Raw genomic sequence first — 26533 nt, forward strand, 5'->3', positions numbered from 1 at the left:
GGCGTCCTGGGGTGCCGGCGGGGCGGGAGGCGCGTCCGCTGGGACGAACCGGAACGGCCTGGTGGGTCTTTCCAGCGGGGAAGGTTCGACGGGGCCGTACCCGGCCGCGGGTTGGGCGGGGATGCTGGTGGTCGCGGGTTCGTCGGGGATATCTGGTGACGCCGGGACGGGTGGAGGCACCGGCGTCTTGACCCCCATCGGATCGGTGGTGGGCGGTGGCGCGTCGTCGGGAGCGGTGACCTGGAAACTCAGCCGCGGTCCGCGCTGCGGGTCGCCGATCGCGATCGTCTGACCGTCGCGGATGTCGATCGTCGACATCCGCATCCCATCGAGGAACAGGCCTCGGTGGCTCTGATCGACGGCCAGCCAGTGGGTGCCGGCGAAGCGCAGCACCACGTCGGGGACGGGTTCACCGTCAAGTCCGGGGCCATCGGGGTCCAGTCGGACGTCACAGTGTCCGCCGTGCCCCACGATCACATCGCGGCCCGGCGCGAAGACGTACCGCACCGATCCGACCCATACGGTCAACGGGGAGACGTCAGGGATGGCCGTCACCTTTCATCGTGGAGTGCTGACTCAAGTGTCTACCCGTTCACCCGGTCCCTCCACCCGCGCTGAGCCGATCAGAGTGTGTGGCGGCCCGGCGCGTTGGCGGCGTTCTCGAGCAGACGCCGTAATACCTCGACGGCATCCGTCAGCACCTGACGGTCGGCGGCATCGAGGCGCGCGAGTTGCGGTTCGATGGCGGCGGCCCGGTCCCGGCGCACCGCGTTGAGCGTGTGCACACCCTTCGGCGTGATTTTGATGCGGACGGCGCGGGCGTCACCCGGGTCGATGGTGCGCGACACGAGTCCTGCGTCCTCGAGTCGGCGGACCTGGGTTGTCATCGTCGGCTGGGAACAGTGGTCGACGGCGGCCAGGTCGCCGATGCGGGCTTCCCCCTGAGCTTCGATGGTTGCCAGCAACCTGGCCTGCGCCGACGGCAACGGCATCTGGATGCGCTGGGTGGCCAGCCGGTTCAACCGCGCGACCACTGCCAGCAGGTCGGCTCCCAGACCGTGCGCGACGCCGGCGTCTTTAGCCGCGGCGGACGAAGTCATATGTCCATCGTTGCATAGCTTTGCTATGCGAGACCAATCGTGAGGGCCGTCGCATTAAATGCCCGAGGGCCTGCGTGCTGGTCATCCTGCGGCGAGTGGACCTGGCAGAATCGGTCGAGTGAGCGAGATCGGGCCACCCCCTTCGCGCGCTCGGGGTGGACCGCTGCGACCGAGTGAGTTGGCACAGGCGTCGGTGATGGCCGCGCTGTGCGCGGTGACCGCCATCATCTCCGTCGTGGTGCCGTTTGCCGCGGGACTGGCGCTGCTGGGCACCGTCCCGACCGGGTTACTGGCTTACCGCTACCGCCTGCGGGTGCTGATCACGGCGACGATCGCGGCCGGCGTCATCGCCTTCCTGATCGCCGGCGGTGGCGGGTTGATGGGCGTCATCCAGAGCGCCTACATCGGCGGGCTGACCGGAATCATCAAGCGGCGGGGCCGCGGCACTCCCACGGTGGTCGTCTCGTCGGTGATCGCCGGACTGGTGTTCGGGGCCGGCAACGTCGGAATTCTGATGGTGCTCACGCGCCTGCGTCACCTGATGCGCGACGCGATCAGCGCGAACGTGAACGGACTGGCCTCGTTCTTCGGGCGGGTGGGTCTGCAGGATGCCGGGTTCTGGCTGAAGAAGGTGTACGCCGGGGCGCTGCACTACTGGCAGCTGGTGCTGCTCGGCAGCGTCGCCGTTGGGGTTGTCTTCATCTCGTTGATCGGGTGGTGGGCACTGTCTCGACTGCTGGAGCGGATGCGGGGCATCCCCGACGTGCACAAGCTGGACGCCCCGACCGGTGACGACGCCGATGCCGTCGTCGGCCCCGTTCCGGTGCGCCTGGACCACGTGCGTTTCCGCTACCCGGGGGCCGGCCAGGACGCGTTGCGCGAGATCAGCCTGGACATCGGTGCGGCCGAACACGTCGCGATCACCGGCGCCAACGGCTCCGGCAAGACCACGCTGATGTTGATCCTGGCCGGACGGGAACCGACCTCGGGCACGGTGCAGCGGCCCGGTGCGGTGGGTCTGGGCAAGCTCGGCGGCACGGCGGTCGTCCTGCAACATCCCGAAAGCCAGGTGCTCGGCACCCGGGTCGCCGACGACGTGGTGTGGGGGTTGCCGCCGGGCACCAAGACCGACGTCGACACACTGCTGCGCGAGGTGGGGCTGGAAGACCTGGCCGAACGCGACACCGGCAGCCTGTCCGGCGGTGAACTACAGCGGCTGGCGCTCGCGGCGGCGTTGGCGCGTGAGCCCGCCATGCTGATTGCCGACGAGGTCACCACGATGGTCGATCAGCAGGGCCGCGAGGGCTTGCTGAACGTGCTGTCCGGTCTCACGAAACGGCACCGGACGGCACTGGTGCACATCACGCATTACAACAACGAGGCCCAATCCGCGGACCGCACAATCAAACTCAGCGATTCGCCGGACAACTCCGGAATGGTCCAGCCCGCCGGGGACGCACAGATGCCGACCGTGGGAGTGGGCGGAACGCGTAGCGGGTCAACGCTCGAACTCGTCGGCGTCGGCCATGAATACGGCGTCGGGACCCCGTGGGCCAAGACAGCATTGCGCGACATCACCTTTCAGGTGGAGCAGGGCGACGGCGTGCTGATCCACGGCGGAAACGGTTCGGGCAAGTCGACACTGGCGTGGATCATGGCCGGTTTGACGACGCCGACGAGTGGTGTGTGTCTGCTCGACGGTCGTCCCACCGACGAGCAGGTGGGCGCGGTGGCTCTGTCGTTCCAGGCGGCCCGGCTGCAGCTGATGCGTAGCCGCGTCGACCTGGAAGTGGCCTCAGCGGCCGGTTTTTCGCACCGGGACCACGAACGGGTCATCGCGGCGCTGGGCGTCGTCGGACTCGACCCTGCGCTGGCCGGCCGCAGCATCGACAAGCTCAGTGGTGGTCAGATGCGCCGGGTGGTCCTGGCCGGGCTGCTTGCCTGCCAGCCCAAAGCCTTGATCCTCGACGAGCCGCTGGCCGGACTGGACGCCGAGAGTCAGAGCGGGTTGCTGCGCCTGCTCGAGGACCTGCGCCGGGAGCGGGGTCTGACCGTGGTTGTCATCTCGCACGATCTCGTGGGGATGGAAAGCCTCTGCCCGCGCACCCTGCACCTGCGTGACGGCGTGCTGGAGACGGCCTCGACGTCCGGCATGCGCCCAGGGGGTGTGTCGTGACGACGACATCGCACCCGAGGCAGCGCGAGAACCGTAAGCCCGGTCGTCCGGTGGTGCTGCTGGTTCCGATACCCGGCAGCTCGCCCATCCACGACCTGTGGGCCGGGACGAAATTGCTGGTGGTTTTCGGCATTTCGGTGCTGCTGGCGTTCTACCCGGGCTGGGTGACGATCGGGTGTGCCGCGGCCGTGGTGCTGGCGGCGATCTGGACCGCACACATCCCGCGTGGCGCTCTGCCGTCGATACCGCTCTGGTTGTGGATCGTCATCGCTATCGGTGGTTTCACCGCGGCGCTGGCCGGCGGTGATCCGCTGGTCTCGGTGGCGGGTCTCGAGGTTGGGCTCGGCGGTTTCTTGAACTTTCTGCGGATCACCGCGCTCACACTGGTGCTGCTGGCATTGGGCGGTCTGGTGTCCTACACCACCAACGTCGCCGAAATCGGGCCTGCGGTGGCCACTTTGGGCCGGCCGTTGCGGCTGTTGCGGCTGCCGATCGACGAATGGGCGGTGGCGTTGGCGTTGGCGCTGCGCGCCTTCCCGATGCTGATCGACGAGTTCCAGGTGCTGTACGCGGCGCGTAGGCTCCGGCCGAAACCGGCGCCGCGCAACCGTAAAGAGAGGCGCCAGCAACGCAGGCTGGAGGTCATCGACCTGCTCGCGGCCACCATCACGGTGACCCTGCGCCGCGCCGACGAGATGGGCGATGCGATCACCGCCCGCGGCGGCACCGGCCAACTGTCGGCCCACCCGCGGCGGCCCAAGCTGTCGGACTGGGTGGCGCTGACCATCGCCGTCCTGGTCTGCGGCGCGGGCGTGGCGATTCAGACGATCCTCACCGCGCACTGACTGGGTGGCGGCCCGGTTAAGGCCGCATCCGGTCGATCAGGTTGGACAGGACCACGATGCTCTCGCTGCGCTCGATGTCGGCGCTGGAGCGGATGCGTTCCAGCGCGGCCTCCAGATGCCGCATGTCACGCGCAAGCACGTGCAGGATCGCGTCCGAGGTGCCGGTCACGGTGGCCGCGCTGACCACCTCGGGAATGTCCACCCACGCTTCGCGCAGCTTCTCTGGCGCAATCCGGCCGTGGCAGAACACCTGCACGTACGCCTCGGTATTCCAGCCGAGCGCATTGTGGTCGACGACGGCGGTGAAGCCCCGGATCACCCCGCTGTCGAGCATCCGGTCCACCCGGCGCTTCACCGCCGGCGCGGACAGATTCACCTTCTGACCGATCTCCGCGAACGTGGCCCGGGCATGCTCGGCGAGTTCGACCAGGATGCGCTCGTCCATCTCGTCCAGGCGGTCCAAGAGGCACCTCCAACCGGTTCACGCAACAAATCGCCGCTGGGGAGAGTCTAGCGCAACATATCAATGGTAAATGCGCAATATACATCGTTTGCTTGCGCCAGAACCGGCCAATAGCGTTGATATTTATGACGGACAACTATGTTGACGCTCGGCTTGTGCCCGGGTTGCGGCACGCCACGCGGGCCGAACGGACACCGACCGCCCGCCACTACGTGATGACACCGCCGGCCTTCTTCGCCGTCGAGTACGCCATCAATCCGTGGATGGACCCCACGGCGGCGGTCGACCTCGGCCGCGCGAACACGCAGTGGGAGCGGCTGCGCCAGACCTACATCCGGCTCGGCCACCGGGTGGACGTGGTCGAGCCGGTGACGGGCCTGCCGGACATGGTGTACGCGGCCAACGGCGGCTTCATCGCTCAGGACATCGCCGTCGTCGCCAGGTTCCGGTTCGCCGAGCGCGCCGAGGAATCCCGTGCGTACGCGAGTTGGATGTCCTCGGTCGGATACCGGCCGGTATCCACTCGCCACGTCAACGAGGGGCAGGGCGATCTGCTGCTCATCGGCGATATGGTGTTGGCGGGCTACGGGTTTCGCACCGACCAGCGGGCGCACGCCGAGATCGCGGCGGCGCTGCGGATGCCGGTGGTGTCGCTCGAACTGGTCGATCCGCGTTTCTACCACCTGGATACCGCGCTGGCCGTCCTGGACGAGCGCACGATCGCGTACTACCCGCCGGCGTTCAGTGAATCGGCCCAGACCCAGTTGCGGGCGTTGTTCGCCGACGCGATCGTCGTCGGCACCGCCGATGCCTACCTGTTCGGGCTCAACGCCGTCTCCGACGGCCGCCACGTGGTACTGCCCGCTGCGGCAACTGGTTTCGCGCACCAGCTGCGTACCGCCGGCTTCGAGCCGATCGGGGTCGACCTGTCCGAACTGCTCAAAGGTGGCGGTTCGGTGAAGTGCTGCACATTGGAGGTGCACTCATGACGGTATTGGCCGACCTGACCGACACGTCCATCGCTCTGGTGGAAAGGCATGCAGCCCATAACTATTCACCGCTTCCGGTGGTGGCATCCAGTGCTGAGGGGGCCTGGATCACCGATGTGGACGGCCGCCGCTACCTGGACTGCCTGGCGGCCTACTCCGCGGTCAACTTCGGTCACCGCCACCCCGAGATCATCGCGACGGCGCACGCCCAGCTCGACACCGTCACGCTGGTGAGCCGCGCCTTCCATTCCGACCGTCTCGGCCCCTTCTGTGCGGCGTTGGCCGACCTCTGCGGCAAGGACATGGTGTTGCCGATGAACTCGGGCGCCGAGGCCGTGGAAAGCGGTCTCAAGGTGGCCCGCAAGTGGGGCGTCGAGGTCAAGGGCGTCCCGGCGGGGCAGGCCAACATCATCGTGGCGGACAACAACTTTCACGGGCGCACGATCAGCATCGTCAGCTTTTCCTCGGATCCGGTGGCGCGGGACGGGTTCGGCCCGTTCACGCCGGGATTCCGCTCTGTGCCCTTCGGTGACGCGGCAGCGCTGGCCCGGGCGATCGATGAGCACACCGTCGCGGTGCTGCTGGAGCCGATCCAGGGCGAGGCGGGCATCATCGTGCCCCCGGACGACTACCTGCCCGCGGTGCGTGCGGTGTGCAGTGAAAACAACGTGCTCCTGATTGCCGACGAAATCCAGTCGGGGCTGGCGCGCACCGGCTACACGTTCGCCTGCGACCGGTGGGGGGTGGTGCCCGACGTCTACCTCCTCGGCAAGGCGCTGGGCGGTGGTGTGGTTCCGCTGTCAGCGGTGGTCGCCGACCGCGACGTGCTGGGCGTGCTGAATCCGGGTGAACACGGCTCGACGTTCGGTGGCAACCCGCTGGCGGCCGCGATCGGCACCACCGTGGTGGGCATGCTGGCGCGCGGGGAATTCCAGGCCCGGTCGGCCGATCTGGGTGCGCACCTGCACGAGGGGTTGGGTGCGCTGATCGGCCACGGGGTGACCGCGGTGCGCGGATTCGGCTTGTGGGCCGGCGTCGACATCGACCCGGAACTGGGCACCGGAAAGCAAATCAGTCTGCGGCTGGCCGAGCGCGGCGTACTGGTGAAGGACACTCACGACTGGACACTGCGGTTCGCGCCGCCACTGGTGATCACCGCCGCCGAGATCGAATGGGTGGTGGAACACTTCGCCGATGTGCTGCGAGAGGCCATACTGAGCTGACACAGCGAGGGGAGCGCAGTTGCCGGCCACTTCGATCAGCCTCAAGGACCAGATGCTGCGCCGCCGCCCGGTAGGTGGCGCACCCGTCGCTCAGGGAGCCGCTCCCGAACTCAAGCGCAGTTTCGGCACCTTCCAGCTGACTTTGTTCGGGGTCGGCTCCACGGTCGGCACCGGGATCTTCTTCGTGCTCTCCCAGGCGGTGCCCGAGGCCGGGCCCGGCGTGCTGGTGTCGTTCCTGGTGGCCGGCATCGCGGCCGGGCTGGCCGCTATCTGCTACGCCGAATTGGCCTCGGCCGTACCGGTTTCGGGTTCGTCGTACTCGTACGCCTACACCACACTGGGTGAGGCGGTGGCGATGGTGGTGGCCGCGTGCCTCCTATTGGAGTACGGGGTGGCCACCGCCGCGGTGGCCGTCGGGTGGAGCGGTTACCTCAACAAGCTGCTGCACAACCTGTTCGGAGCCGAACTGCCGCACGCGTTGTCGGCAGCGCCGTGGGACAAGACACCACCGGGTGTCTCCCACGGGTGGGTGAACCTGCCGGCGGTCATCCTGATCGTCATGTGCGCGCTGCTGCTGATCCGTGGCGCCAGTGAATCGGCCAAGGTCAACACCATCATGGTGCTGATCAAGCTCGGTGTTCTGGGCATGTTCGCCGTGATCGCCTTCACCGCCTTCAACGACGACCACCTCAAAGACTTCGCGCCGTTCGGTGTCGCGGGCATCGGCACGGCGGCCGGAACCATCTTCTTCTCCTACATCGGCCTGGATGCCGTCTCGACCGCCGGCGACGAGGTGAAGGACCCGCAGAAGACCATGCCCCGCGCGCTCGTCTCGGCGTTGGTGGTGGTCACCGGGGTCTACCTGCTCGTCGCGCTGTCCGCGCTCGGCACGCAGCCATGGCAGGCCTTCGGCTCCCAGGAGAACGCGGGACTGGCGACCATCCTCGACAACGTCACCCACAGCCGGTGGGCCGGCACGGTGCTGGCCGCGGGCGCGGTGATCTCGATCTTCACCGTCACCCTGGTCACCATGTACGGCCAGACGCGCATCCTGTTCGCGATGGGCCGTGACGGGTTGTTGCCCACCCGGTTCGCGACGGTCAACCCGACCACCATGACCCCGGTCAACAACACCGTGATCGTCGCGGTTGCCGCGGGCCTGCTGGCCGCGTTCGTACCGCTGGACAAGCTGGCGGACATGGTGTCCATCGGCACCCTGACCGCGTTCATCGTGGTGTCCGTCGGTGTCGTCATCCTGCGGGTACGCGAACCCGACCTGCCGCGCGGCTTCCGGGTGCCCGGTTACCCTGTCACACCGGCGCTTTCGGTGCTGGCCTGCGGGTACATCCTGGCCAGCTTGCATTGGTACACCTGGCTGGCGTTCAGCGGCTGGATCGCGGTGGCGCTGACCTACTACTTCGTGTGGGGCCGGCATCACAGCGCCCTGAACGAGAATCCGCCGTGACCGTCGTCGTCGGGTACCGCGCCGACAAGGTGGGGCTGTCGGGCCTGTACCTGGCCGCCGGCATAGCCCGCACACTGCACACCTCGCTGACGGTGGCGACCATCGTGCCCAAAGCCTGGCCCGCACCGTCATTGGCGCGCGTCGACGCCGAATACGAGTACTGGGCCGCGCATCTGGCGGAGAACTCGGCTGATGAAGCCCGCAGCTACCTGATGCCGCTGACCGAGGGCCTGGAGGTCAACTATTGCCAGGGCGCACACCGGTCGGTGTCGCGCGGACTGGCGGATGTGGTCGAGAAGGTCGGGGCCGAAATCCTGGTGCTCGGATCGTTGCCCAGCAGCGGGCGGGTGCACATGGTCGGTACCACCGCAGACTCGCTGCTGCACTCCTCGCCGGTGCCGGTGGCGATCAGTTCCCCGGGATACCAGTCGCGCACCGGTAGATTGACCCGGCTCACCTGCGCGTACTCGGCCATTCCGCAGTCGATCGACGTCGTGAGCCGCTGTGCCGAGTACGCAGAGCGGATGCAAATACCTTTGCGGATAATGACTTTCGCGGTCCGCGGCCGCACGATGTACCCGCCGGACGTCGGACTGAACGCCGAGGACAGCATCCTCGAGGCGTGGGCAGGGCAAGCGCGAAATACCCTGGAATCGCTGAAGATTGACGGTGCAATCGGCGATGACGTTACGTTGCAGGTGATTACCGGCCACAGCTGGCTGGAGGCGCTGCACCGGGCGGATTGGGTCGACGGCGAAATCCTCACGCTGGGCACATCGCCGAGCGGCGACATCCGACGGGTGTTCCTCGGGGTGCGCAGCGGCAAGATCATCCGGCACAGTCCGGTGCCGGTGTTGGTACTGCCCGGCTGAGCCTGCCTTTCATCGAGTTTCACGCCGGTGCCACCGCGCGGGCGAGCTTTCGCGACCCCCGACCGGCCCCGCGGCGGTGAACATATCCAGAAATTCATGCATGAGTTGAACAAATCAGCTGATATGTTCATAGCAGACGACGACGTCACGGGGGCCGAAGACGAATTGAGGAGGTTCGCGGTGGCGAACATCGCAAAGCCGATTCCCGGCGGTGACGTCGCGGTATGGCGTGACCGCAAGCGTTATCTGTGGCCGTTGGGCCTGATTCTGCCGACGTCCCTGCTGGTGGCCGTCGGTGTGGCCTGGCTGTTAGGCGCGCTCGGGTGGACCGCGGTCACGCCGGTGGTGTGGTGGGTCGGGCCTTTCCTGCTCTACGTGCTGCTGCCGGTCCTGGACACGTTCTTCGGCGCCGACGATCAGAACCCGCCGGACGAGGTAATCGAGTATCTGGAGAACGACAGGTACTACCGCTACTGCACCTACGCATTCATTCCGCTGCAGCTGGCCAGCCTGGTCGTGGCCTGCTACCTGTGGTCGGCCGATGACCTGAGCTGGCTGGGGATCAGTGGCGGTCTGGGCCTGATCTCCAAGGTCGGCGTGATGGTGACGATGGGTGTGATCGGCGGGGTGGGTATCAACACCGCCCACGAGATGGGGCACAAACGTGAGAATGTGGAGCGTTGGCTGTCCAAAGTGACTCTGGCACAGACGCTTTACGGGCATTTCTACATCGAGCACAATCGCGGCCACCACGTCCGCGTCTCCACTCCGGAAGACCCGGCCAGCGCGCGGTTCGGTGAGAGTTTCTGGATGTTCTTGCCGCGCAGCGTTTTCGGCTCGCTCAAGTCGGCCTGGGAGCTGGAGAAGACGCGGATGGAGCGGCTCGGCAAGTCCCCGTGGAACCTTCAGAACGACGTGCTCAACGCGTGGCTGATGTCACTCGTCCTGTTCGGGGCGCTGACCGCTGTTTTCGGCTGGCAGGTACTGCCGTTCCTGATCATCCAGGCCGCCTACGGAGCCTCGCTGCTGGAGTCGGTGAACTTTCTCGAGCACTACGGTCTGCTGCGCCAGAAGACGCCATCGGGTCGCTATGAGCGCTGTGCGCCGGTGCACAGCTGGAACTCCGACCACATCGTCACCAATGTCTTCCTGTACCACCTGCAGCGGCACAGCGACCATCACGCCAACCCCGTGCGGCGCTATCAGACCCTGCGCAGCATGGACGGTGCGCCCAACCTGCCCAGCGGGTATGCCACGCTGATCGGGATCACCTACTTCCCGCCTGCCTGGCGAAAGCTGATGGACCACCGGGTCATCGAGCACTACGACGGCGACTTCACCAGGATCAACGTCGACCCGCGCAAGCGCGACAAGATTCTCGCGCGGTACGGAGCCTGTTGATGGCGGCGTACAAATGCCCGGACTGTGACTACGTCTACGACGAGGCAGCGGGCGCGCCTCGCCAGGGCTATCCGGCCGGAACCAGCTGGGACGACGTGGAGGACGGCTGGCGCTGCCCGGAGTGCGGTGTCCGGGAGAAGTTCGACTTCGACCCGCGACGCGCCCACTCGACGACAGGAGCCGAGCACGATGCGCAATAGTGTCGGCTGGATGGTGGAGCCGATGTCCCCGCGAAACCGGAGCCCGTATCAGAACAGCGCCTTCGCGTTGATGCGTGAGGGGGTCCTCGACGCGATGCAGCGTCTGCTGGTCGAACGCAAGTGGTCGACGATCACCATGGCGCATGTCGCCAAGGAGGCGGGCATCAGCCGGGGCACTCTGTACAACGAGTTCGGTACGCGCCGCGGACTGGCACGCAGCTACGCCTTGCGGCTCACCGACAGCATCATCACCGGGTTGGAGGAGGCGGTAGCTTCCCATCCTGACGACGGCTACGGCACCCTGCGGTCGACCTTCAGCGATTTCTTCGGCCGCGCCGACAACGACCCGCTGGTGCGGGCGCTGCGAACCGAAGACGCGCCCAATGACCTGCTGCGGATGATCACGGTCGAAAGCCAGTTCATCGTCGACTACGCCACGGAACACCTTGCCGAGATTTTCCAGCGAAGCTGGGTGGGGGCCAGTGCGGCGGACGCCATCGTGCTCGGTCAGACCATCGCACGCGCCGCACTGAGTTTTCTTGCCCTCCCGCCGATCGGTGTCGACGACGCCGCGACGACCATCGCGCACGTCCTGGCGCCGTTCATCAGCGGGATCCGGCGGGGCTAGCTCAGCCGCGCGAGCAGACGCAAAATCACCTCGGAGCGCATGCTCCCGGGTGATTTTGCGTCTGCTCGCGCAAGCTAACGGGAGGACGCGGCGTTGGCCGCCGCCTGTGCCTGCTTCAGTGTCGCTGCGATATCGCCTCGGCCCAGGAACATTTCGTCGAAGTAGGGTTGCAGGGCCTCGTTGCCGGCGGCGAATCCGGCACCACCGGGCGCCGGGATCCGTGGTCCGCGTATGACCGCGAAGAACGGCCCGACGTCCACGCCCTTGGCTTTCCAGTACGCGAAGTAACCGGGCTGGGCCGAGAGCACCGCCGGGATGGCAGCGCCCTCACGGCCCAGATAGGCGTTGCCCGCGCCGCTGCCCATCCAGGCCAGTACCTGGCGGACGGCGTCGGGGTGCTTCGATGCCGAATTACCTGCCGCGGCAATGCCGTTGGTGACGCTGACGCGGCCCTTCGGCCCGCTCGGCATCATGGCCACCCCCCAGTGGAAGGTGGCATCGCGCGCCACGGCGGCCAGGCTGTAGGTCCCGGACTGGAAGAGTGCCATCTTGCCGGCCAGGAACTGGTTGCGGGAGAAGTCCCCGTTGTCGTTGGTGTCGGAGGCCGGCGGCGCGACGTGGTCGCTGTTGATCAGGCCGACCAGGTATTGGAAGGCTTGCAGCGCCTCGGGGTTGTCGAAGGCGAATTCGTTGTCGCGCTGGAACACTCCGCCGGCTGAGCCGATGTAGTTGAGGTAGATGGCCTGTGGGTCGTTGGCGGCGTTGTATCCCCACTGGCGCACCCGCCGCGGCTCGAAACCTGTTGTGCCGGCCAGATGTCCGTCGACGTCGACGGTCAGGCGGGCCAGCAGCGGCCGCAGTGTGTCGTCGCTGCCGGGGCTCCAGCGCAGGGTGTCCAACACGGCAGGATCGACGCCGGCCGCAGCCAGCAGGTCGGCGTTGTAGAACAGCGCGATTCCGGCGTCGGTGAGTTGGGGTATTGCCCACAGGATGCCGTTGCGGGTGAACTGCTCGGTGACCGCCGGGTCCCAGCCGTGGTCGGGGCCCTCGATTCTGATCAGGCGGCCGCTGTTCGCATACGCGTCGAGGTAGGCGTTGGACACCCAGAAGATGTCGTCGGCGCTGCCGCCGGCCACGTCGGTGCGCAGGGTGTCGAAGTAGTTCGAGAACGCCACCATGTTGGTGCGCACCTCGATGTTCGGGTGCGTGCGGGTGAATGCCTGGAACGACTCCTGATAGACCCGGGCGATGGGTTCGGCCCACAGTCGCACCGTCACCACGATCTTGCCGTTGTCCTCGGAGCGGCCCATCAGCATCGCGGTCGTCAGCAGCAGCGCCGCCGTCAGCGCGAGCGCGGCGGCGAACAGCGTCGAGAAGCGGGGGCGTTTCACGTGAGCCCCCTCGTGCGTCGTCGAGATTGCCGTGGGGGTCGTGATCCTGCGCGATTCGCAGCCGTGGCGGCAATCTCGACGCGGCAAGCCCCGTTCACTTGAGCCCCGAAACCAGAATCGAGGACACGATGTGCCGCTGGAACGCCAGGAACAGTACGACCAGCGGCACGATAGCGACCGTCGTGGCGGCCATCACCAGCGTCCACTGCGAGTTGTACCGGGACTGCAGGTCTGCCGTGGCCACCGTCAGCACCCGCCATTTGCGGCCGCTGGTGATCACCAACGGCCACATGAAGTTGTTCCACTGCGAGACCACCGTGATCATGGTCAGCGCGGCCAGCACCGGCTTGCTGGACGGCAGGATCACGTGCACCAGCACGTCGAGGGTATTGGCGCCGTCGAGGTGCGCGGCGTTGATCAGGTCCTCGGGGATGAGCCGAAAGTGCTCGCGCAGCAGGAAGATCGCATACGGCGAGCCGAACATGAACGGAATCACCAACGCCCAGAACGTGTTCCGCAGACCCAGCTGAGCCATCATCAGATACAGCGGCACCACCGTCACCGTGCCCGGCACCATCAGCGTCGCGACGTAGACCCAGAACAAGGCGTTGCGCCCGGGAAAGTGCAGGCGCGCGAACGCGTAACCGGCCAGCACCGAGAACGTCATCTGGCCCAGCAGGATCACCGCGGTCATCAGCGCGGTCACCGCCGCGGCCCGGCCGAACCCCGTACCGATCAGGTCGGTGTAGTTGGTCAGGGTCGGCGGACGCGGCCATTGCAGCGGCGAACCGGTGGCGAACTGGTGCTCGGAGGTGAACGAGGTCAGTAATCCGAGCGCGAAGGGAGCCAGGGTGATCAACGCGCCGGCGACAAGGCCCGCATAGATCAGGCCCAACGACGCCCTAGACGAGGTCATAGCTGATCCGCTTCCGGAAGTACAGGTGCTGAACGAATGTGACGCCGACCAGGATCACGAACAGCACGACGGCCATCACCGCGGCGCGGCCGATCGACGCCGCGCCGAACGCCTCGGCGTAGATCTGATGCGCCACCAGGTCGGTGCTGCCCTCGGGGCCGCCGCCGGTCAGCGCGTAGACGGTATCGAAAACCTGTGCGGTGCTGACGATCCCGGTGACCAGGACGAAGAACGTGGTGGGCCGCAGCATCGGCAGGGTGATGCGCCAGAACCGCTGCCACACGCCCGCCCCGTCGGTGCGCGCGGCGTTGTGGACGTCTTCGGGGATGGCCAGCAGGCCGGCCAGAAACGACAGCGACACGTAGCCGACGTTGGTCCAGATGACCACCGCCGACACCATCGGCAGCGCCAGATCGGGGTTGGTCAGCCACTCGATGCGGCGGCCCAGCAGCGTGCTGACCGCACCGTCGGTGGGGGCCAGAATCCAGCGCCACAACACCGCGATCGCCAGCGGCGCACAGATCCACGGCAGCACGTACAGCGTCCGGAACAGCCCGCTGCCCGGAAGCCGCGGGGCCAGCAGCAGGGCCGCCAGCAGTCCCAGCGCCGTCTGCGCCGGCACCACCAGCGCGACGAAGATCGCGGTGACCGCCAGCGAGTCCGCGAAGTCGCCGTCATGCAATACCGAGCGCCAGTTCGCGAACCCGACGTAATGCAGCGGTCCCAGCAGGTCCCAGCGGTACAGGCTGAGCCACACCACCACCAGAATCGGCAGTAACAGGAACGCGACGACGCCGAACAGGCTGGGCGCCAGCAGCGCGTAGGCCAGCGCGGTGGAGCGGCGTGGCGCGTCGGGCATGAATGTATTAAAGCCGGTCGTTACGGTGTACCCGTGACAGCGAACCGGGGAATCGACGCCGACTTCCTTGACCTGCCGCGCCGTCAGTTGGCGGACGCCGCGTTGTCCGCGGCGAGGGCGGCCGGGGCCAGTTATGCGGACCTGCGGATTCACCGCATCAGCACCGAGATCATCCAGCTGCGCGACGGCGAACTCGAGACCGCCGTCCTGTCCCGCGACATCGGGCTGGCGGTGCGGGTGATCGTCGCGGGCACGTGGGGCTTTGCCTCCCATGCCGAGCTGTCCCCGGATGTGGCGGCCCGCACCGCGCGGCACGCCGTGCAGGTGGCCACCATCCTGGCGGCGCTGAACACCGAACAGGTCAGGCTCGCACCCGAGCCGGTGTACGCCGATGCGATGTGGGCTTCGGACTATCGAATCGATCCGTTCGGACTCCCTGCTTCGGACAAGATCAGCGTGCTGGAGGACTACTCCCGCCGGCTGCTGGACGCCGACGGCGTCGATCACGTGTCGGCCACCCTGAACGCCGCCAAGGAGCAGACCTTCTACGCCGACACCTTCGGATCCTCGATCACTCAGCAACGGGTGCGGCTGCAACCCCAACTCGAGGCGGTGACCGTCGATGCCAAGGCGGGCAACTTCGAGTCGATGCGCACGCTGGCCCCGCCGGCCGCACGGGGCTGGGAGCTGGTGGCCGGCGACGACGTCTATAACTGGTCCGCCGAGCTTGCGGAGCTACCGGATCTGCTCTACGAGAAGGTGCATGCGCCGTCGGTGGTGCCCGGCCCGACCGACCTGGTGATCGACCCCACCAACCTGTGGTTGACGATCCACGAATCCATCGGCCACGCAACCGAATACGACCGCGCGATCGGCTACGAGGCCGCCTACGCCGGGACGTCGTTCGCCACTCCCGACAAACTGGGCAGCATGCAGTACGGCTCGCCGGTGATGAATGTGACCGCGGACCGTACCGTCGACTACGGTTTGGCCACCGTCGGTTACGACGACGAAGGGGTCGCCGCGCAAAGCTGGGATCTGGTGCGCGACGGGGTGTTCGTCGGCTACCAGCTCGACCGGGTGTTCGCGCCGCGACTGGGGGAACCGCGCTCCAACGGGTGCTCCTACGCCGACTCGGCTCACCACGTGCCGATCCAGCGGATGGCCAACGTGTCGCTGCAGCCGGGACCGGAGGATCTGAGCACCGAGGATCTGATCAGCCGGATCGACGACGGCATCTACATCGTCGGCGACAAGTCGTGGTCGATCGACATGCAGCGCTACAACTTTCAGTTCACCGGCCAGCGTTTCTACCGCATCCGCGACGGCCGCCTCTACGGGCAGCTGCGCGACGTGGCCTACCAGGCGACCACCACCGACTTCTGGAATGCGATGGAGGCGGTCGGTGGACGCTCCACATGGCGGTTGGGCGGTGCGCTGAATTGCGGCAAGGCCCAACCCGGCCAGATCGCCCCCGTCAGCCACGGCTGCCCGTCGGCGTTGTTCCGCGGCATCAACGTGCTCAACACCCGGACCGAGGGCGGCCGATGATCACACCTCAGCACGTCATCAACATCGTCCTGGACGAGGCTGCCAAGATCGGGCGCGCCGACGAGACCATGGTGCTGGTGACCGACACGGTCGAGGCATCGCTGCGCTGGGCGAACAGCACGATGACCACCAACGGTGTCGCGGTCACCCGTAGCATCGCGGTCATTTCCATTGTCCGCCAAGGTGATAGCGCGTATGTCGGCACGGTGGTCACCGGCGAGGCCGATCCGACGGTGCTGCCCCAGTTGGTGGCCTCATCGCAGGATGCGGCCCGTTCCGCACCGGAGGCCGGGGACGCGGCGCCGCTGCTGGGCGACTCCGGCGAGCCCGCCGACTGGGACGCACCGGTGCCCGGCACCGGTGCCGGGGTGTTCAGCAGCATCACCGGTGCGTTGTGCCGGGGTTTCCGGGGCAGTGACCGGTTGTACGGCTATGCGCACCACAGCGTCTCGACGACATTCCTGGCGTCGTCGACCGGGCTGCGCCGGCGTTACACCCAGCCGACCGGGGCGATCGAGGTCAACGCCAAGCGTGGTGAAGCCAGCGCCTGGGCCGGGATCGGAACCTCGGATTTCGTTGACGTGCCGATTGATTCGCTGCTTTCGGATCTTTCGACCCGCCTGGAGTGGTCGTCCCGGTCGGTGGAACTGCCGGCCGGCCGCTACGAGACGATCATGCCTCCCTCGACGGTCGCCGACATGATGATCTACCTGGCCTGGAAGATGTCCGGTCGCGCCGCCCAGGAGGGCCGCACCGCGCTGTCGGCGCCGGGCGGTGGGACGCGGGTGGGGGAGCGGCTCACGGGTCTGCCGCTCACCCTGTTCTCCGACCCGATGGCTCCGGGACTGGCGTGCACGCCGTTCGTCGCGGTGAGCAACTCCTCGGAGACCATGTCAGTGTTCGACAACGGCATGGAGATCAATCAGGTCGACTGGATCCGCGAGGGCGTGATCAACGCGCTGGCCTATCCGCGGGCCACCGCCGCGCGGTTCGACGCCCCGGTGGGGGTCGCCTGCGACAACATCATCATGACCGGCGGGACGGTCGAGCTCGCCGATATGATCGCCGCCACCGAGCGGGGACTGCTGCTGACCACGTTGTGGTACATCCGCGAGGTTGACCCGACCACGCTGCTGCTGACGGGGCTGACGCGTGACGGTGTGTACCTGATCGAGGACGGCGAGGTGACCGGGGCGGTCAACAACTTCCGGTTCAATGAAAGCCCGCTGGACCTGCTCAGGCGGGCGACCGAGGCCGGTGTCAGCGAGAAGACGCTGCCGCGCGAGTGGGGTGACTGGGCCACCCGGGCCGCGATGCCGTCGTTGCGGATACCCGACTTCCATATGTCCTCGGTGAGCCAGGCGCAGTAGCGTACGAAAGATGCCGCTTCCTGCTGACCAGCTGACCAGGTTGGTCGCGTTCTCCGACGGGCGTCTGTCCGGCCTGGTGCGCCGGGTGTGCGCCCAGACCATGTCGCTGCCGCCGTTGCCCAATCCCGTCGCCGTCGACGCGGCCGAGTCCGAGGCCGAAACCGTCGTCGCCGAGTTCGCCGAGCAGTTCAGCGCCGACGTCTCGGCGATCACCGCCGAGCAACGATCTTTGCTGTTGAAGACGTTGGGGAGCAATGCCTTTCGGGTCGTCGTCGGGATTTTTATCGCTGACTTCGTGCCGCGGGTGCGGGCCGGGTTCGAGGCCCTGGGCGTCGGCTCGGAGTACCTGGGCTGGGTGGATGGGCCGATCAAGTGGGACGACGCACGGGATCCGTCGGATGAGTTGTTCAGTCGGTTCCTGCCGAGGGTGGCCCGCGAACGGGCCGTGGACCCGGTCACCTCGGAGCTCGTGCGACTGCGCGGTGCCGCCGCGCACAACTGCCGGCTGTGCAAATCGCTGCGCGAGGGACACGCCCTGGACGCCGGTGGTACCGAGTCGCTGTACGACGAGATTGCGCAATTCGAGAACTCGGTCGTGCTGGATGAACGCGCAAAAGCAGCGCTGCGGTATGCGGATGCGTTAATTTGGACGCCTGCGCACCTCGCCGTCGACGATGCCGCCGAGGTGCGCTCCCGGTTCTCGCCGGATGAGGCCGTGGAGTTGACGTTCGACATCATGCGCAATGCCAGTAACAAGATCGCCGTGTCGCTGGCTGCGGACGCGCCGCGGGTGGAGTCGGGGACAGAGCGGTATCTGATCGACGTCGATGGTCAGACGGTGTTCAGCTGACGCGCTCGTAGCCGCTTATCCAGCGCGTCGACAGCGAGCAGGATCGGCATCGAGGCGAGTGCCACGACCCATCCCCACAGCGGTGGGTTCCACTGTCCCAGCAGCCGCGCGATAGGTGGCACCCACAGTTCGAGCAGCGAGATCACCAGCCCGGTGAGGGCCGCTGGGACCAGCAACCGGTTGGTGAACCAGCCCAGCGCTCCCGGCCAGCGGGAGGCAGGCGAACACGTTGGCCGTCTGGGCCAGGACGACGGTGATGAAGGCCGCGCCGGACGCTGCGGCCAGCGCGTGCCCGGCGGGGAACGGATTGCCGGGGCGCCAGCCCACAGTCAATAGGGACACGACGAAGGCGGCGAGGGAGAGCAACGCTTCCAACGGACCCAGCAAGCCGAAGGCCCGGCGCAGCACCGTGCGGTTCATCAGCCGCCCATGCACGGGCGGTCCCTCCAGCAGGTGCTTGGCGGGTGGTTCGGCGCCGAGCGCGACCGCCGACAGGGTGTCGGTGCCGAGGTCGAGCGCGATGATCTGCAGCACGCCCAGCGCGAGAGGGAAATAGCCGCCCGAGAGCGCCCACACCAGGAACGGCGCCAGCTCGGCGACGTTGTCGGTCAGGTGATAGGTCAGGAAGCGGCGGATGTTGACGAAGGTCGCGCGTCCCTGCTCGATGCCGGCGACGATGCCGGCGAAGGAGTCGTCGAGCAGCACGAGGTCGGCGGCCGCGCGGGCGACATCGGTGCCCGAAAGTCCCATGGCCACACCGATATCGGACTCGTGCAGTGCCGGAGCGTCGTTGACCCCGTCTCCCGTCATCGCCACCACGTGGCCGCGGGAGCGCAGCGCCCGGGCGATCCGAAGCTTGTCCTCCGGCGATACCCGGGCGATGACCACACCGTCGTGGTCCAGCAGAGCCGCGAGTTGGCGCTCATCGTCGGGTAGGTCGGTCCCCGACAGCACCGGTGAGTCGTTGAACCGCAGGCCCACCTCGTCGGCGATGGTCGTCGCGGTGGCCGGATGGTCGCCGGTCACCATCGCCACCTTCACACCGGCCGCGCGGCACGCCCGCAGCGACTCCGACACGTCGTCACGCGGCGGATCCTGCAGTCCGATTAGGCCGAGCAGCCGCAGCCCCTGATCGCAGTCGGTCTGATCGCGCGGGGTTCGGCCGTTCCTCGCAGCGGCGGCGACGGCGAGTACCCGCAGCCCGCGCGCGGTGAGTGCGTCCATCGCATGGTGAGGCGCCGGGTCGTCACCGCAGAGCGGAAGGACGGCGTCCGGCGCGCCTTTGACCACGATCTCGTCGGCCAGCACGACCGCCATGCGGCGCAGGCGGGGGTCGAAGGGGAACCGCAACTCCGCCGGTCCGGTGCGGCGGTCCTCGACCGTGTCGACACCCAGGCGTCGGGCCAGGGTGTCCAGGGCCGCCTCCATCGGATCGCCGTGCGCCCGCCATTGCCCGTGGACTTCTTCGGCGTAGCCGGTGGAGCAACGTTCGGCGGCGAGGGCCAGGGTGCGAGCGGCGTCTGTTGCGGCGGGGGAGGCCGGTGTGAGAGCGGCCGTTGGCCCGTAGCCGGCGCCGTCGACGCTGACTGTGCCGACGGGCGTCCATATTTCGACGACGGTCATCTGGTTCCGGGTCAGCGTGCCGGTCTTGTCGGTGCAGATGAAGGTCGTCGAGCCGAGCGTTTCGACCGCCTCGAGGTTGCGCACCAGGATCTGCCGTTTGGCCATCTGCTCCGAGCCCCAAGCCAGGGACAGCGTCACCGTCGGCAGCAGTGCCTCGGGAACCAGTGCGACCGTCACACCGATCGCGAACACGAAGGCCTGCTGGACCGGATTGCCGATGAGCAGGCAGACAAGGAGGAACAGCGCGCCCACGCTGACCGAGATCGCGGCGGTGAGACGCACGACGCCGTTGAGGCCGCGCGTCAAGGGCGTGTCGGGCTTCGCGGTCGACGTCGACAGCCGGGCGATGCCGGCCAGTCGCGTGTGTTGGCCGATCGCCGTGACGCGGGCGCGGGAGTCGCCCTCGACGACGAAGGTGCCGGCAAAGAGCGCTTCACCCTCGGCGACGGAATTGGCCTGGCTCTCGCCGGTGAGCATCGACGAGTCGACCAGCAACCGATTCTCGGCCAGCACCACGGCGTCGGCCGGCACCCGGTCGCCGCTTTCCAGCAGCAGCACGTCATCGACGACCACGTCCTCGGCCTCGATCAGACGCCGCCGTCCGTCGCGGAAGACTGTTACGCGGGTTGGCAGCATCTCCTGCAGCCGATCGGCCGCGCGATCCGCCCGAGCCTGCTGAATCAGCGCGAAGACCCCGTTGAGCACGATCACGGCGATGATCGCGACGCTGAGTTGCGGGAGCTGCGCGAAGAAGGCCAACGCGGCGGCCGCCCAAAGCAATACGGCGAAAAAGTGCGTCAGCTCTCCGAGCAGGCGACGGAAGACGGAGGGCCGCTTGGCCGCGGGCAACGTGTTGGCGCCATCCCGCGCACGCCGTGCGGAGGCTTCCACAGTGGTCAGGCCTGCTGCCGTCACATCGGCCATGTTCTCACCCGGGGGCGGTTACCGTGGTCCTTGCTCGCGGTAGCGTTAGCACACTGAACAAGCCTGCAGCAGGAGCAGCAGCGAGGGGTCATGGCGGTTAGAGCGCTTTTCGCCATCATGGTGGCCGCGGTGTTCGCGATGACCGGCTGTTCTGGCTCCGGCGATAAGCCGGCGCGGCAAACGCCGACCGGTCACGACAATCCGTCCCGGCTGCCGCCGATCTACCCTGGGACCACGGTCTCGTTTCCGCCCTCCACTTCCGTGTCGTCGTCTTCTACAACCCCGTCGTCTTCGGCGCCGGTTGCTCGCACCATCCCGGGTGACGGGACGTTCCGGACCGGGGTGGACCTGGTGCCGGGTACCTATCGGTCGCAGGGCGGCGACTCCTGCTACTGGGAACGGTTGCGGGGCTTCGGTGGTCAGACCGCCGACATCATCGCCAACGGCGCGGGGATTCTGCCCCAGACGGTGACGATTGCGCCGACGGACGCAGGGTTCCGATCGCAGGGTTGCGCTCCGTGGACGCTGATGACGGATGGCGCCACCACGACGACGAGCAGCACGACGACGACGACCACGTCGGTTGCCCTGCCGGCGGGTGCCCAGGCCTGTCCGCCGGCGTCCGGCCCGGCCGGCGGCTTCGCGCACTCCGCGGTCGGTTCCGCGGACACCTCATGTCCGTTCGCCGAGCAGGTGCGCGTCGCCTACGGTGCCGGCGGACCGGCCAGCGTCACACCGCGCCAGGTCGAAGCCGACAGTCCGGTGACCGGACAGCACTACACCATGACCTGTGCCGCCAACGGTTCCATGGTGGTGTGCAACGGCGGCAACGGCGCCGTGGTCTACGTGTATTAGGCCTTTGGTTGGTGGGTACCGTCTGTGCATGCCTTTTCTGCGTGAGAGTCCGATGCGCGGCCGGCGGCTGCGGCTGCACGAAGCTCTGGGGGAGCGGGTCGCGATGAGCCGTCTCGGCTCGCAACTCGGGATGCACCTGGCGCCCCGGATCGATAGGGTGCTCATCCCTCGGACCAACGGGCGGTTGAGCACCGCAGGTGTGAACCGGACCGGTCTGGTGACGACGACGGGCGCCAAATCCGGTAGGCCTCGCACGAATCCGCTGACGCTGATTGAGGATTCGGACGGGTTATTGGCGATCGGTTCCAACTACGGGCGGCCTTCGCACCCGGGGTGGAGCGCCAATATTTTGGCCTACCCCGAGTGCACGGTCGAGTACAAGGGGCCGCCGCGGCAGTATCGCGCCGAGTTGTTGAGCGGGCAGGACCGCGCTGACGCGTGGGCCAAGGCGGTCGACTTCTTCATCGGGTACGAGAATTATCGCGACCGGTGCGCGCCGCGGGAGATCAGGGTGTTTCGGCTGCGGCCTTGCGGCGCGCCCGGGTGAGCGCGGTCTTCAGTCCGCGGCGGCGACCGGTAATCAGGTTGGCGTCAACGGGCTTGAGGTGGGCGAACATTCGCTCGCTCCGGGTTTCCGGTGCGTCGTCAGCGGTGGCCCGCAGGAATTTGTTCGGCAGCGACAACTTCGCGATCGTGCGCCACGTCTTGCCGTACTGAGCAGCGAAAGACGCTGTGGTGTAGGGCAAGTCGTACTTCTCGCACAATGCCCGGACTTTTACCGAGGCTTCGCGCAGTCTGTTGCTGGGCAGGTCGGGGAACAGGTGGTGCTCGATCTGATGGCACAGGTGGCCGCTCAAGAACCGCAACACGGGCCCGGCCTCGAAGTTGGCGCTGCCCAGCATCTGACGCAGATACCACTCGCCCCTGGTCTCGCCGGCCATGTCGGTCGTGGTGAATTTCTCTGCGCCGTCCGGGAAATGGCCGCACACGATGACCGCGTGTGCCCAGACGCTGCGGATCACATTGGCGACCGCGTTGGCTTTCAGGGTCGAGGTGTAGGTGGCGGCCGGTGAGAGCGCGGTGAGGGCGGGAAACGCGACGTAATCCTTGACAATCTGCCGGCTGACCTTAGTGATGAACTCGCTTGTCCGCTGGCGGGCGATGTCACCGTCGGGACCATCCTCGAAGTACTTTTCCAGGTCGACAGTCTGCAGACCGATCGCCCACTCGAACGCGAGCGCGAGAATGACGTTGTAGGGCAGATTTCCGACGTTGTAGGGTTGCCACGGCTGGTCACGGGTGACGCGCAGGATGAAATAGCCGACGTCGTCGTCCATGTCGAGGATGTTCGTGTACTTGTGGTGCTGGAAGTTGTGGGCGTTGCGCCAGTGCTTGGACGCGGCGTTCATGTCCCATTCCCACGTGGTGGAGTGAATCTCGGGATCGTTCATCCAGTTCCACTGGCCGTGCATAACGTTGTGGCCGATCTCCATGTTCTCGATGATCTTGGCCAGGGCGAGCGTCGCGGTTCCCGCCCATTTGACCGGGCGCTTTGCGCTGCCGGCGAGCATGACCCGGGCGGTGAGTTCCAGGGCACGCTGAGCGGCGATGGTGCGGCGGATGTAGCGGGCATCGCGCGCACCCAGGGACTCCTCGATGTCGCGCCGGATGGCGTCGAGCTCAGTGCCCAGATTCTCGATATCGGCGTCGGTCAGGTGGGCGAACGCCGCAACGTCCGTGATCGCCATGTGTTTCCCCCGGGTGTCTGGTGTCGTTTGATGCCGCGCATGACGATCGGCCCTGCGCGGCCTGATCGTTGCGGGCTAATCGCGCGTCGAGGACGTGACGCTGCACTGCGTCCAATGTCTCTGCACGCCAATCTTGTTCGTCTGTCGAGCCTAACTGCCGCTAGATGAGGTGGGCGTGGGTGACACTTAAGTAGCGGCTTTGTATGTAGTGGCGCCGCCGTCACAGGCCCGTTTGACCAGGCTAAGCGGTGGAGGCGCGGATGTCGCGCCGGGACACGCGTGCGCTGACGCCCCGGTCGCGTCGGGTGGCGTGTCGTCACTCGCGGTTGTCGGGGAAGCTAAGGTCTAGGTCGTGCTCGGCGACGTTGAGGCGTCTCGGGGCGGTAGCTCAGTTGGTTAGAGCCGCGGACTCATAATCCGTTGGTCGCGGGTTCGAGCCCCGCCCGCCCCACTTCAGAGGTGTATGACGTCGGGTGATGCTTGACGTTTCTGTTTCGGGTGATGCCTGACAGCACGCTCGGCGCGGAGATCAGTTTGCGAGCGAGTCGGGGGACCGCGATGCGCCGACACCCGCGCCGAGCGTGATCTGAGGGATGAAATCCGGCCGGAAACCCACCCTCACGTCACGCTCGGCGAGGTGAGAGGAGCGGAAGAGGGAAAGGCGTCCCTGACACCTGACGGGCAAGAAAATCGCAAGAAAGACGCGAAGATTCGGCATGCACGCGCGGCCAAGCTGACCCCATAGCCAATCGCGCAAGGAGGAATCACTGATGCACGTCACGTTGAAGCGCATTTTGCGAGGTTTGTGCAGGTCGTGATGCCCGCATCCACGCACCGCGAACGACGGTGAGCGCCTCGGTCGCCGAGACGCTTAGGCGGGTCTGGCCGGCCAACTGCGCCTGCCATTGGGCGTCGGACGGCGCACGGGTGAACATGTACGGCGCCGGGTTCTGGTTGGTGGGTCCGTGTTGTCGGAACAGGGCAGCCGCGTGCGCGTCGATCGCGCCGAGGCCGCTCAGAGCCCACAGGTCCCAGAGGTCACGTGGCGCGAGACGGTCCGCCCAAGTCGCGGTCTTCGATGCTGCGAACGCGGGAAGCGTTGGCACGATTAGTTCGGCGGCGGGAGCGTCGGTGTAGCGCTGGATCAAGCGCCGACGTTCGTTCGGCCATACGGTGCGCTCGCGTGCCGAGAGCAGCTGCAGCCGGACGGGTCGCCCTTGTGTGGGGCGCAGGACCGCCGCCGTGACGTTCGGTGTGGCGGCCAGCGCCGGTTCCACAGTGAGGCGGCCGTGGGTGCGCGCCAGCGCGCGCGGGAGCGCCGCGTCGAGCGCGTCCGCGACCTTCTTGCGGTTGCCGACGGCGATGAGGTCGATGTCCTCGCTGAGGCGGCCGTCCGGCAGATGGGTGCGGGCCAGGGCGGTGCCGCCGATGAAGTGGATTTGGTCACCGAAGTCTCGGCTCAGGAAGCCCAGGAGGTGGGAGATCAGGTGGTCGCGCTCGACCTGTTCGGCGGAGACGCCGAACAGTGTTGCAACGGAATCGCGTTCGTCAGGATCCATCGGCGACCCCGGCCCACTCCTCGGCGCGGCGCATTGAGGCCACCCGGCGCTGTTCCGTGGCGAGTTCTTCGAGGCGCTTTCTGTCGCTGCGGGCGTAGAGGGTGGCGACGGCGGTCGGTACGTCGGCTTCGTTGTCACCGAGGGTGGGGCGGTGGGCCAGGTCGAGTACGGTTTGTTCGGGAGTGGTCACCAACACCAGCCCCAGTTCGGTGCTGATGCGTTCCGCGTCCAGGCCGCGGGTGTCGCGCTGGACGAACTGCACCACGGCGGGCCGATCGGTCAGTGCGATGCGATGGTGTCGGCGTGGCACTGCCACGATTGCGGTTGCTATCGCCCGCGGAAGGGCGCCGTGCAGGCGTGCGGCACTGGGCCCCATGACAATTACGTCGTGGTGCCCGTAAATCGTGGTGGCAATTCCCGCGGCGGCGGCTTCGAGCTCTGGGATCCACCTGCGCCCCACCAAGTCCTGGGGGACGACGACGTAGTAGCCGTCGGCGAGTCGGTGCAGGAGACCGCGATCGGCAAGCCGGATTAGCTGGGTCCGGGGGTGGGCGTAAACAGCGCCGGCATCGCGTGGCCGCACCGTTCGCAGGGGCGCCCGTGCCAGTGCGGCAGGAAGCGGAGTGCTGCGGTTCTGTGTCACCTTCACTCCTCAGTACGCATTTCGTACTTTTGCAGAGTACGAAATGCGTACTCACTGCGCAAGCTTCGTTCGGGCTCTCTTCGTCATCGCCTTCGCGCACGGTGCGATCGAGCAGAGCGGCCACTTGGGTATGGATGCGGCCACGGCTCATGTAGCGGTCCGGTTCATGCTCACATAGCTGTGCCCGAGATGTTCGGCGCCGATGCGGGCAGAACGGTCCGATGAGAAGTCTGTTCGGCGCACCACCTGAGGGCGGAGAGGAGACACGCCCGAGATGGTTGCTCCCGGTCAGTGATGATCGGACTACATTGTGCGACAGGCGAACTCGTCCGATGCCCCCGTTATCTCTGAATATCCGATGACCGAAATGCGCCCGGATACCACGGGGTACTTGGCTCATCGTGGCCGCACTCGTTCGACCGCGACCATTTGACTCCTAGTCGGTTGAGCGTGGCTGCGCAGAGGTATCAGGCCGCGATGGCTGTGAACGCCGATGGGGTGTCGATTCTTCGGTCGCCGCCGGGTCACCCGCTCTCAGAACTGACCGTTCAGGCCGCCGCCCCCACCGAACCATTTGGCGCCGGCACCGCCTTCGCCTCCGGTGCCGCCGACACCGACGATGGCGCCTTTGCCGCCGCGGCCTCCCATGTTGATATCGACGCTGTTGCCGGTGGCCCCGCCTGCCCCGCCGGCGGCGCCGTCGGTGCCGGCTCCGCCGTTGGCAACCCCGGCGCCAAGGAACGCGTTTATTGCGAACGCGCCGCCACCGCCGCCGCCGCCGGTGCCGGCTCCGCCAATTCCGGGGTTGCCGCCCTGGCCGGTTCCGGGCGCGACACAGGTGGCCCAACCGCCCAGACCGCCGGTGCCGCCGACACCTCCGGC

The 26533-nt window shown here is 67.1% G+C and carries 21 protein-coding genes, 1 tRNA gene and 5 pseudogenes; 16 read left to right on the top strand and 11 right to left on the bottom strand.

From position 1 onward, the window contains the following. Both AO501_RS32100 and AO501_RS32105 read right to left on the bottom strand, forming a co-directional pair. A pseudogene (locus AO501_RS32100) lies at nucleotides 1–555 on the bottom strand (hypothetical protein); the annotation flags it as partial. A gap of 68 nt (nucleotides 556–623) precedes the next feature. Then, nucleotides 624–1100 (bottom strand): MarR family winged helix-turn-helix transcriptional regulator, encoded by a 477-nt coding sequence (locus AO501_RS32105; RefSeq protein ID WP_055581605.1) that lies wholly within the window; start codon nucleotides 1098–1100, stop codon nucleotides 624–626. 838 nt (nucleotides 1101–1938) lie between these two features. Between AO501_RS32105 and AO501_RS40915 the strand changes: the two are divergent. From AO501_RS40915 to AO501_RS32115, 3 genes and pseudogenes are all read left to right on the top strand, one after another. Then, nucleotides 1939–2512: pseudogene (locus AO501_RS40915) on the top strand (ABC transporter ATP-binding protein); the annotation flags it as partial. 212 nt (nucleotides 2513–2724) lie between these two features. Continuing rightward, a pseudogene (locus AO501_RS40920) lies at nucleotides 2725–3276 on the top strand (ABC transporter ATP-binding protein); the annotation flags it as partial. Continuing rightward, nucleotides 3273–4121: an energy-coupling factor transporter transmembrane component T family protein gene (locus AO501_RS32115; protein ID WP_055581607.1), complete on the top strand. Its 849-nt coding sequence runs from the start codon at nucleotides 3273–3275 to the stop codon at nucleotides 4119–4121. The pseudogene AO501_RS40920 and the gene AO501_RS32115, both read left to right, overlap by 4 nt. A gap of 16 nt (nucleotides 4122–4137) precedes the next feature. Here AO501_RS32115 and AO501_RS32120 read toward each other — a convergent pair whose 3' ends face one another. After that, on the bottom strand, nucleotides 4138–4584 hold the full coding sequence (locus tag AO501_RS32120; protein ID WP_055581608.1) for an Lrp/AsnC family transcriptional regulator: 447 nt from the start codon (nucleotides 4582–4584) through the stop codon (nucleotides 4138–4140). Between the two features lie 125 nt (nucleotides 4585–4709). Here AO501_RS32120 and ddaH point away from each other — a divergent pair, with 125 nt between their 5' ends. The 7 genes from ddaH to AO501_RS32155 all read left to right on the top strand — a co-directional run bounded on the left by ddaH (nucleotide 4710) and on the right by AO501_RS32155 (nucleotide 11362). Continuing rightward, the gene (gene ddaH, locus AO501_RS32125; protein ID WP_055581609.1) at nucleotides 4710–5573 is read left to right on the top strand and encodes a dimethylargininase; all 864 of its coding nucleotides are present in this window, start codon (nucleotides 4710–4712) and stop codon (nucleotides 5571–5573) included. Then, nucleotides 5570–6796, top strand: a complete 1227-nt coding sequence (gene rocD, locus AO501_RS32130) for an ornithine--oxo-acid transaminase (RefSeq protein WP_055581610.1) — start codon at nucleotides 5570–5572, stop codon at nucleotides 6794–6796. The genes ddaH and rocD overlap by 4 nt, the downstream gene beginning before the upstream one ends. Nucleotides 6797–6815: 19 nt before the next feature. Further along, the gene (locus AO501_RS32135) at nucleotides 6816–8261 is read left to right on the top strand and encodes an amino acid permease (RefSeq protein WP_055581611.1); all 1446 of its coding nucleotides are present in this window, start codon (nucleotides 6816–6818) and stop codon (nucleotides 8259–8261) included. Beyond that, a complete protein-coding gene (locus AO501_RS32140; RefSeq protein WP_055581612.1) occupies nucleotides 8258–9133 on the top strand; it encodes a universal stress protein in 876 nt (291 codons plus the stop codon). Before AO501_RS32135 ends, AO501_RS32140 begins: the two co-directional genes overlap by 4 nt. 123 nt (nucleotides 9134–9256) lie before the next feature. After that, nucleotides 9257–10534 carry an alkane 1-monooxygenase gene (locus AO501_RS32145; RefSeq protein ID WP_082658968.1) on the top strand — a complete coding sequence of 426 codons (1278 nt, stop codon included), beginning with the start codon at nucleotides 9257–9259 and terminating at the stop codon, nucleotides 10532–10534. Continuing rightward, nucleotides 10534–10734 carry a rubredoxin gene (locus tag AO501_RS32150; protein ID WP_055581613.1) on the top strand — a complete coding sequence of 67 codons (201 nt, stop codon included), beginning with the start codon at nucleotides 10534–10536 and terminating at the stop codon, nucleotides 10732–10734. Before AO501_RS32145 ends, AO501_RS32150 begins: the two co-directional genes overlap by 1 nt. 10 nt (nucleotides 10735–10744) lie before the next feature. Continuing rightward, complete coding sequence (locus AO501_RS32155; protein ID WP_231752684.1) at nucleotides 10745–11362, top strand: TetR family transcriptional regulator; 618 nt, start codon at nucleotides 10745–10747, stop codon at nucleotides 11360–11362. Nucleotides 11363–11436: 74 nt separating this feature from the next. Here AO501_RS32155 and AO501_RS32160 read toward each other — a convergent pair whose 3' ends face one another. The 3 genes from AO501_RS32160 to AO501_RS32170 form a co-directional block, all read right to left on the bottom strand. Further along, nucleotides 11437–12753: an ABC transporter substrate-binding protein gene (locus tag AO501_RS32160; protein WP_055581615.1), complete on the bottom strand. Its 1317-nt coding sequence runs from the start codon at nucleotides 12751–12753 to the stop codon at nucleotides 11437–11439. 94 nt (nucleotides 12754–12847) lie between these two features. Next, the gene (locus AO501_RS32165) at nucleotides 12848–13669 is read right to left on the bottom strand and encodes a carbohydrate ABC transporter permease (protein WP_055581616.1); all 822 of its coding nucleotides are present in this window, start codon (nucleotides 13667–13669) and stop codon (nucleotides 12848–12850) included. After that, nucleotides 13656–14528, bottom strand: coding sequence for a carbohydrate ABC transporter permease (locus AO501_RS32170; RefSeq protein WP_055581617.1), 873 nt, complete (start codon nucleotides 14526–14528; stop codon nucleotides 13656–13658). Before AO501_RS32170 ends, AO501_RS32165 begins: the two co-directional genes overlap by 14 nt. A 33-nt stretch (nucleotides 14529–14561) precedes the next feature. Between AO501_RS32170 and AO501_RS32175 the strand changes: the two genes are divergently transcribed. The 3 genes from AO501_RS32175 to AO501_RS32185 are packed head-to-tail and all read left to right on the top strand — an operon-like array spanning nucleotide 14562 to nucleotide 18299. After that, nucleotides 14562–16079 (top strand): TldD/PmbA family protein, encoded by a 1518-nt coding sequence (locus AO501_RS32175; protein WP_055581618.1) that lies wholly within the window; start codon nucleotides 14562–14564, stop codon nucleotides 16077–16079. Further along, complete coding sequence (locus AO501_RS32180; protein WP_055581619.1) at nucleotides 16076–17449, top strand: TldD/PmbA family protein; 1374 nt, start codon at nucleotides 16076–16078, stop codon at nucleotides 17447–17449. The genes AO501_RS32175 and AO501_RS32180 overlap by 4 nt, the downstream gene beginning before the upstream one ends. A gap of 10 nt (nucleotides 17450–17459) precedes the next feature. Continuing rightward, nucleotides 17460–18299 carry a carboxymuconolactone decarboxylase family protein gene (locus AO501_RS32185; RefSeq protein WP_055581620.1) on the top strand — a complete coding sequence of 280 codons (840 nt, stop codon included), beginning with the start codon at nucleotides 17460–17462 and terminating at the stop codon, nucleotides 18297–18299. Here AO501_RS32185 and AO501_RS32190 read toward each other — a convergent pair. Beyond that, nucleotides 18281–20846 (bottom strand): annotated as a pseudogene (locus tag AO501_RS32190) (cation-translocating P-type ATPase). The gene AO501_RS32185 and the pseudogene AO501_RS32190 sit on opposite strands and share 19 nt — an antisense overlap. A gap of 90 nt (nucleotides 20847–20936) precedes the next feature. Here AO501_RS32190 and AO501_RS32195 point away from each other — a divergent pair. After that, nucleotides 20937–21701 carry a hypothetical protein gene (locus AO501_RS32195; RefSeq protein ID WP_231752685.1) on the top strand — a complete coding sequence of 255 codons (765 nt, stop codon included), beginning with the start codon at nucleotides 20937–20939 and terminating at the stop codon, nucleotides 21699–21701. Between the two features lie 28 nt (nucleotides 21702–21729). Further along, on the top strand, nucleotides 21730–22248 hold the full coding sequence (locus tag AO501_RS32200) for a nitroreductase family deazaflavin-dependent oxidoreductase (protein ID WP_197419998.1): 519 nt from the start codon (nucleotides 21730–21732) through the stop codon (nucleotides 22246–22248). On the opposite strand, the gene AO501_RS32205 is transcribed toward AO501_RS32200, so the two are convergent. Then, nucleotides 22208–23449: a fatty acid desaturase family protein gene (locus AO501_RS32205; protein ID WP_055581621.1), complete on the bottom strand. Its 1242-nt coding sequence runs from the start codon at nucleotides 23447–23449 to the stop codon at nucleotides 22208–22210. The genes AO501_RS32200 and AO501_RS32205 overlap by 41 nt on opposite strands. Nucleotides 23450–23826: 377 nt before the next feature. On the opposite strand from AO501_RS32205, the gene AO501_RS32210 reads away from it, so the two are divergent. Further along, nucleotides 23827–23900, top strand: a tRNA-Ile gene (locus AO501_RS32210). Between the two features lie 313 nt (nucleotides 23901–24213). Here the strand turns inward: AO501_RS32210 and AO501_RS32215 are convergent. The 3 genes and pseudogenes from AO501_RS32215 to AO501_RS40455 form a co-directional block, all read right to left on the bottom strand. Then, a complete protein-coding gene (locus AO501_RS32215; protein WP_055581622.1) occupies nucleotides 24214–25008 on the bottom strand; it encodes a nucleotidyl transferase AbiEii/AbiGii toxin family protein in 795 nt (264 codons plus the stop codon). Further along, entirely contained in the window at nucleotides 24998–25651 is a 654-nt protein-coding gene (locus AO501_RS32220; RefSeq protein ID WP_055581626.1) for a type IV toxin-antitoxin system AbiEi family antitoxin domain-containing protein, read from the bottom strand. The genes AO501_RS32215 and AO501_RS32220 overlap by 11 nt, the downstream gene beginning before the upstream one ends. Before the next feature lie 534 nt (nucleotides 25652–26185). Then, nucleotides 26186–26533 (bottom strand): annotated as a pseudogene (locus tag AO501_RS40455) (hypothetical protein); the annotation flags it as partial.

Origin of the sequence: Mycobacterium gordonae (assembly GCF_001417955.2) — a bacterium.
Classification (GTDB): domain Bacteria; phylum Actinomycetota; class Actinomycetes; order Mycobacteriales; family Mycobacteriaceae; genus Mycobacterium; species Mycobacterium gordonae_B.

Bases quoted from the DNA above. Each gene is read 5' to 3' on its own strand.
- AO501_RS32200 (WP_197419998.1), top strand. From the start codon at position 21,730: ATGCCTTTTCTGCGTGAGAGTCCGATGCGCGGCCGGCGGCTGCGGCTG.
- AO501_RS32150 (WP_055581613.1), top strand. From the start codon at position 10,534: ATGGCGGCGTACAAATGCCCGGACTGTGACTACGTCTACGACGAGGCA.
- AO501_RS32145 (WP_082658968.1), top strand. From the start codon at position 9,257: ATGTTCATAGCAGACGACGACGTCACGGGGGCCGAAGACGAATTGAGG.
- AO501_RS32185 (WP_055581620.1), top strand. From the start codon at position 17,460: ATGCCGCTTCCTGCTGACCAGCTGACCAGGTTGGTCGCGTTCTCCGAC.
- AO501_RS32170 (WP_055581617.1), bottom strand. From the start codon at position 14,528: ATGCCCGACGCGCCACGCCGCTCCACCGCGCTGGCCTACGCGCTGCTG.
- AO501_RS32105 (WP_055581605.1), bottom strand. From the start codon at position 1,100: ATGACTTCGTCCGCCGCGGCTAAAGACGCCGGCGTCGCGCACGGTCTG.
- AO501_RS32195 (WP_231752685.1), top strand. From the start codon at position 20,937: ATGGCGGTTAGAGCGCTTTTCGCCATCATGGTGGCCGCGGTGTTCGCG.
- AO501_RS32180 (WP_055581619.1), top strand. From the start codon at position 16,076: ATGATCACACCTCAGCACGTCATCAACATCGTCCTGGACGAGGCTGCC.
- ddaH (WP_055581609.1), top strand. From the start codon at position 4,710: ATGACGGACAACTATGTTGACGCTCGGCTTGTGCCCGGGTTGCGGCAC.
- AO501_RS32165 (WP_055581616.1), bottom strand. From the start codon at position 13,669: ATGACCTCGTCTAGGGCGTCGTTGGGCCTGATCTATGCGGGCCTTGTC.
- rocD (WP_055581610.1), top strand. From the start codon at position 5,570: ATGACGGTATTGGCCGACCTGACCGACACGTCCATCGCTCTGGTGGAA.
- AO501_RS32205 (WP_055581621.1), bottom strand. From the start codon at position 23,449: ATGGCGATCACGGACGTTGCGGCGTTCGCCCACCTGACCGACGCCGAT.
- AO501_RS32215 (WP_055581622.1), bottom strand. From the start codon at position 25,008: ATGGATCCTGACGAACGCGATTCCGTTGCAACACTGTTCGGCGTCTCC.
- AO501_RS32155 (WP_231752684.1), top strand. From the start codon at position 10,745: ATGGTGGAGCCGATGTCCCCGCGAAACCGGAGCCCGTATCAGAACAGC.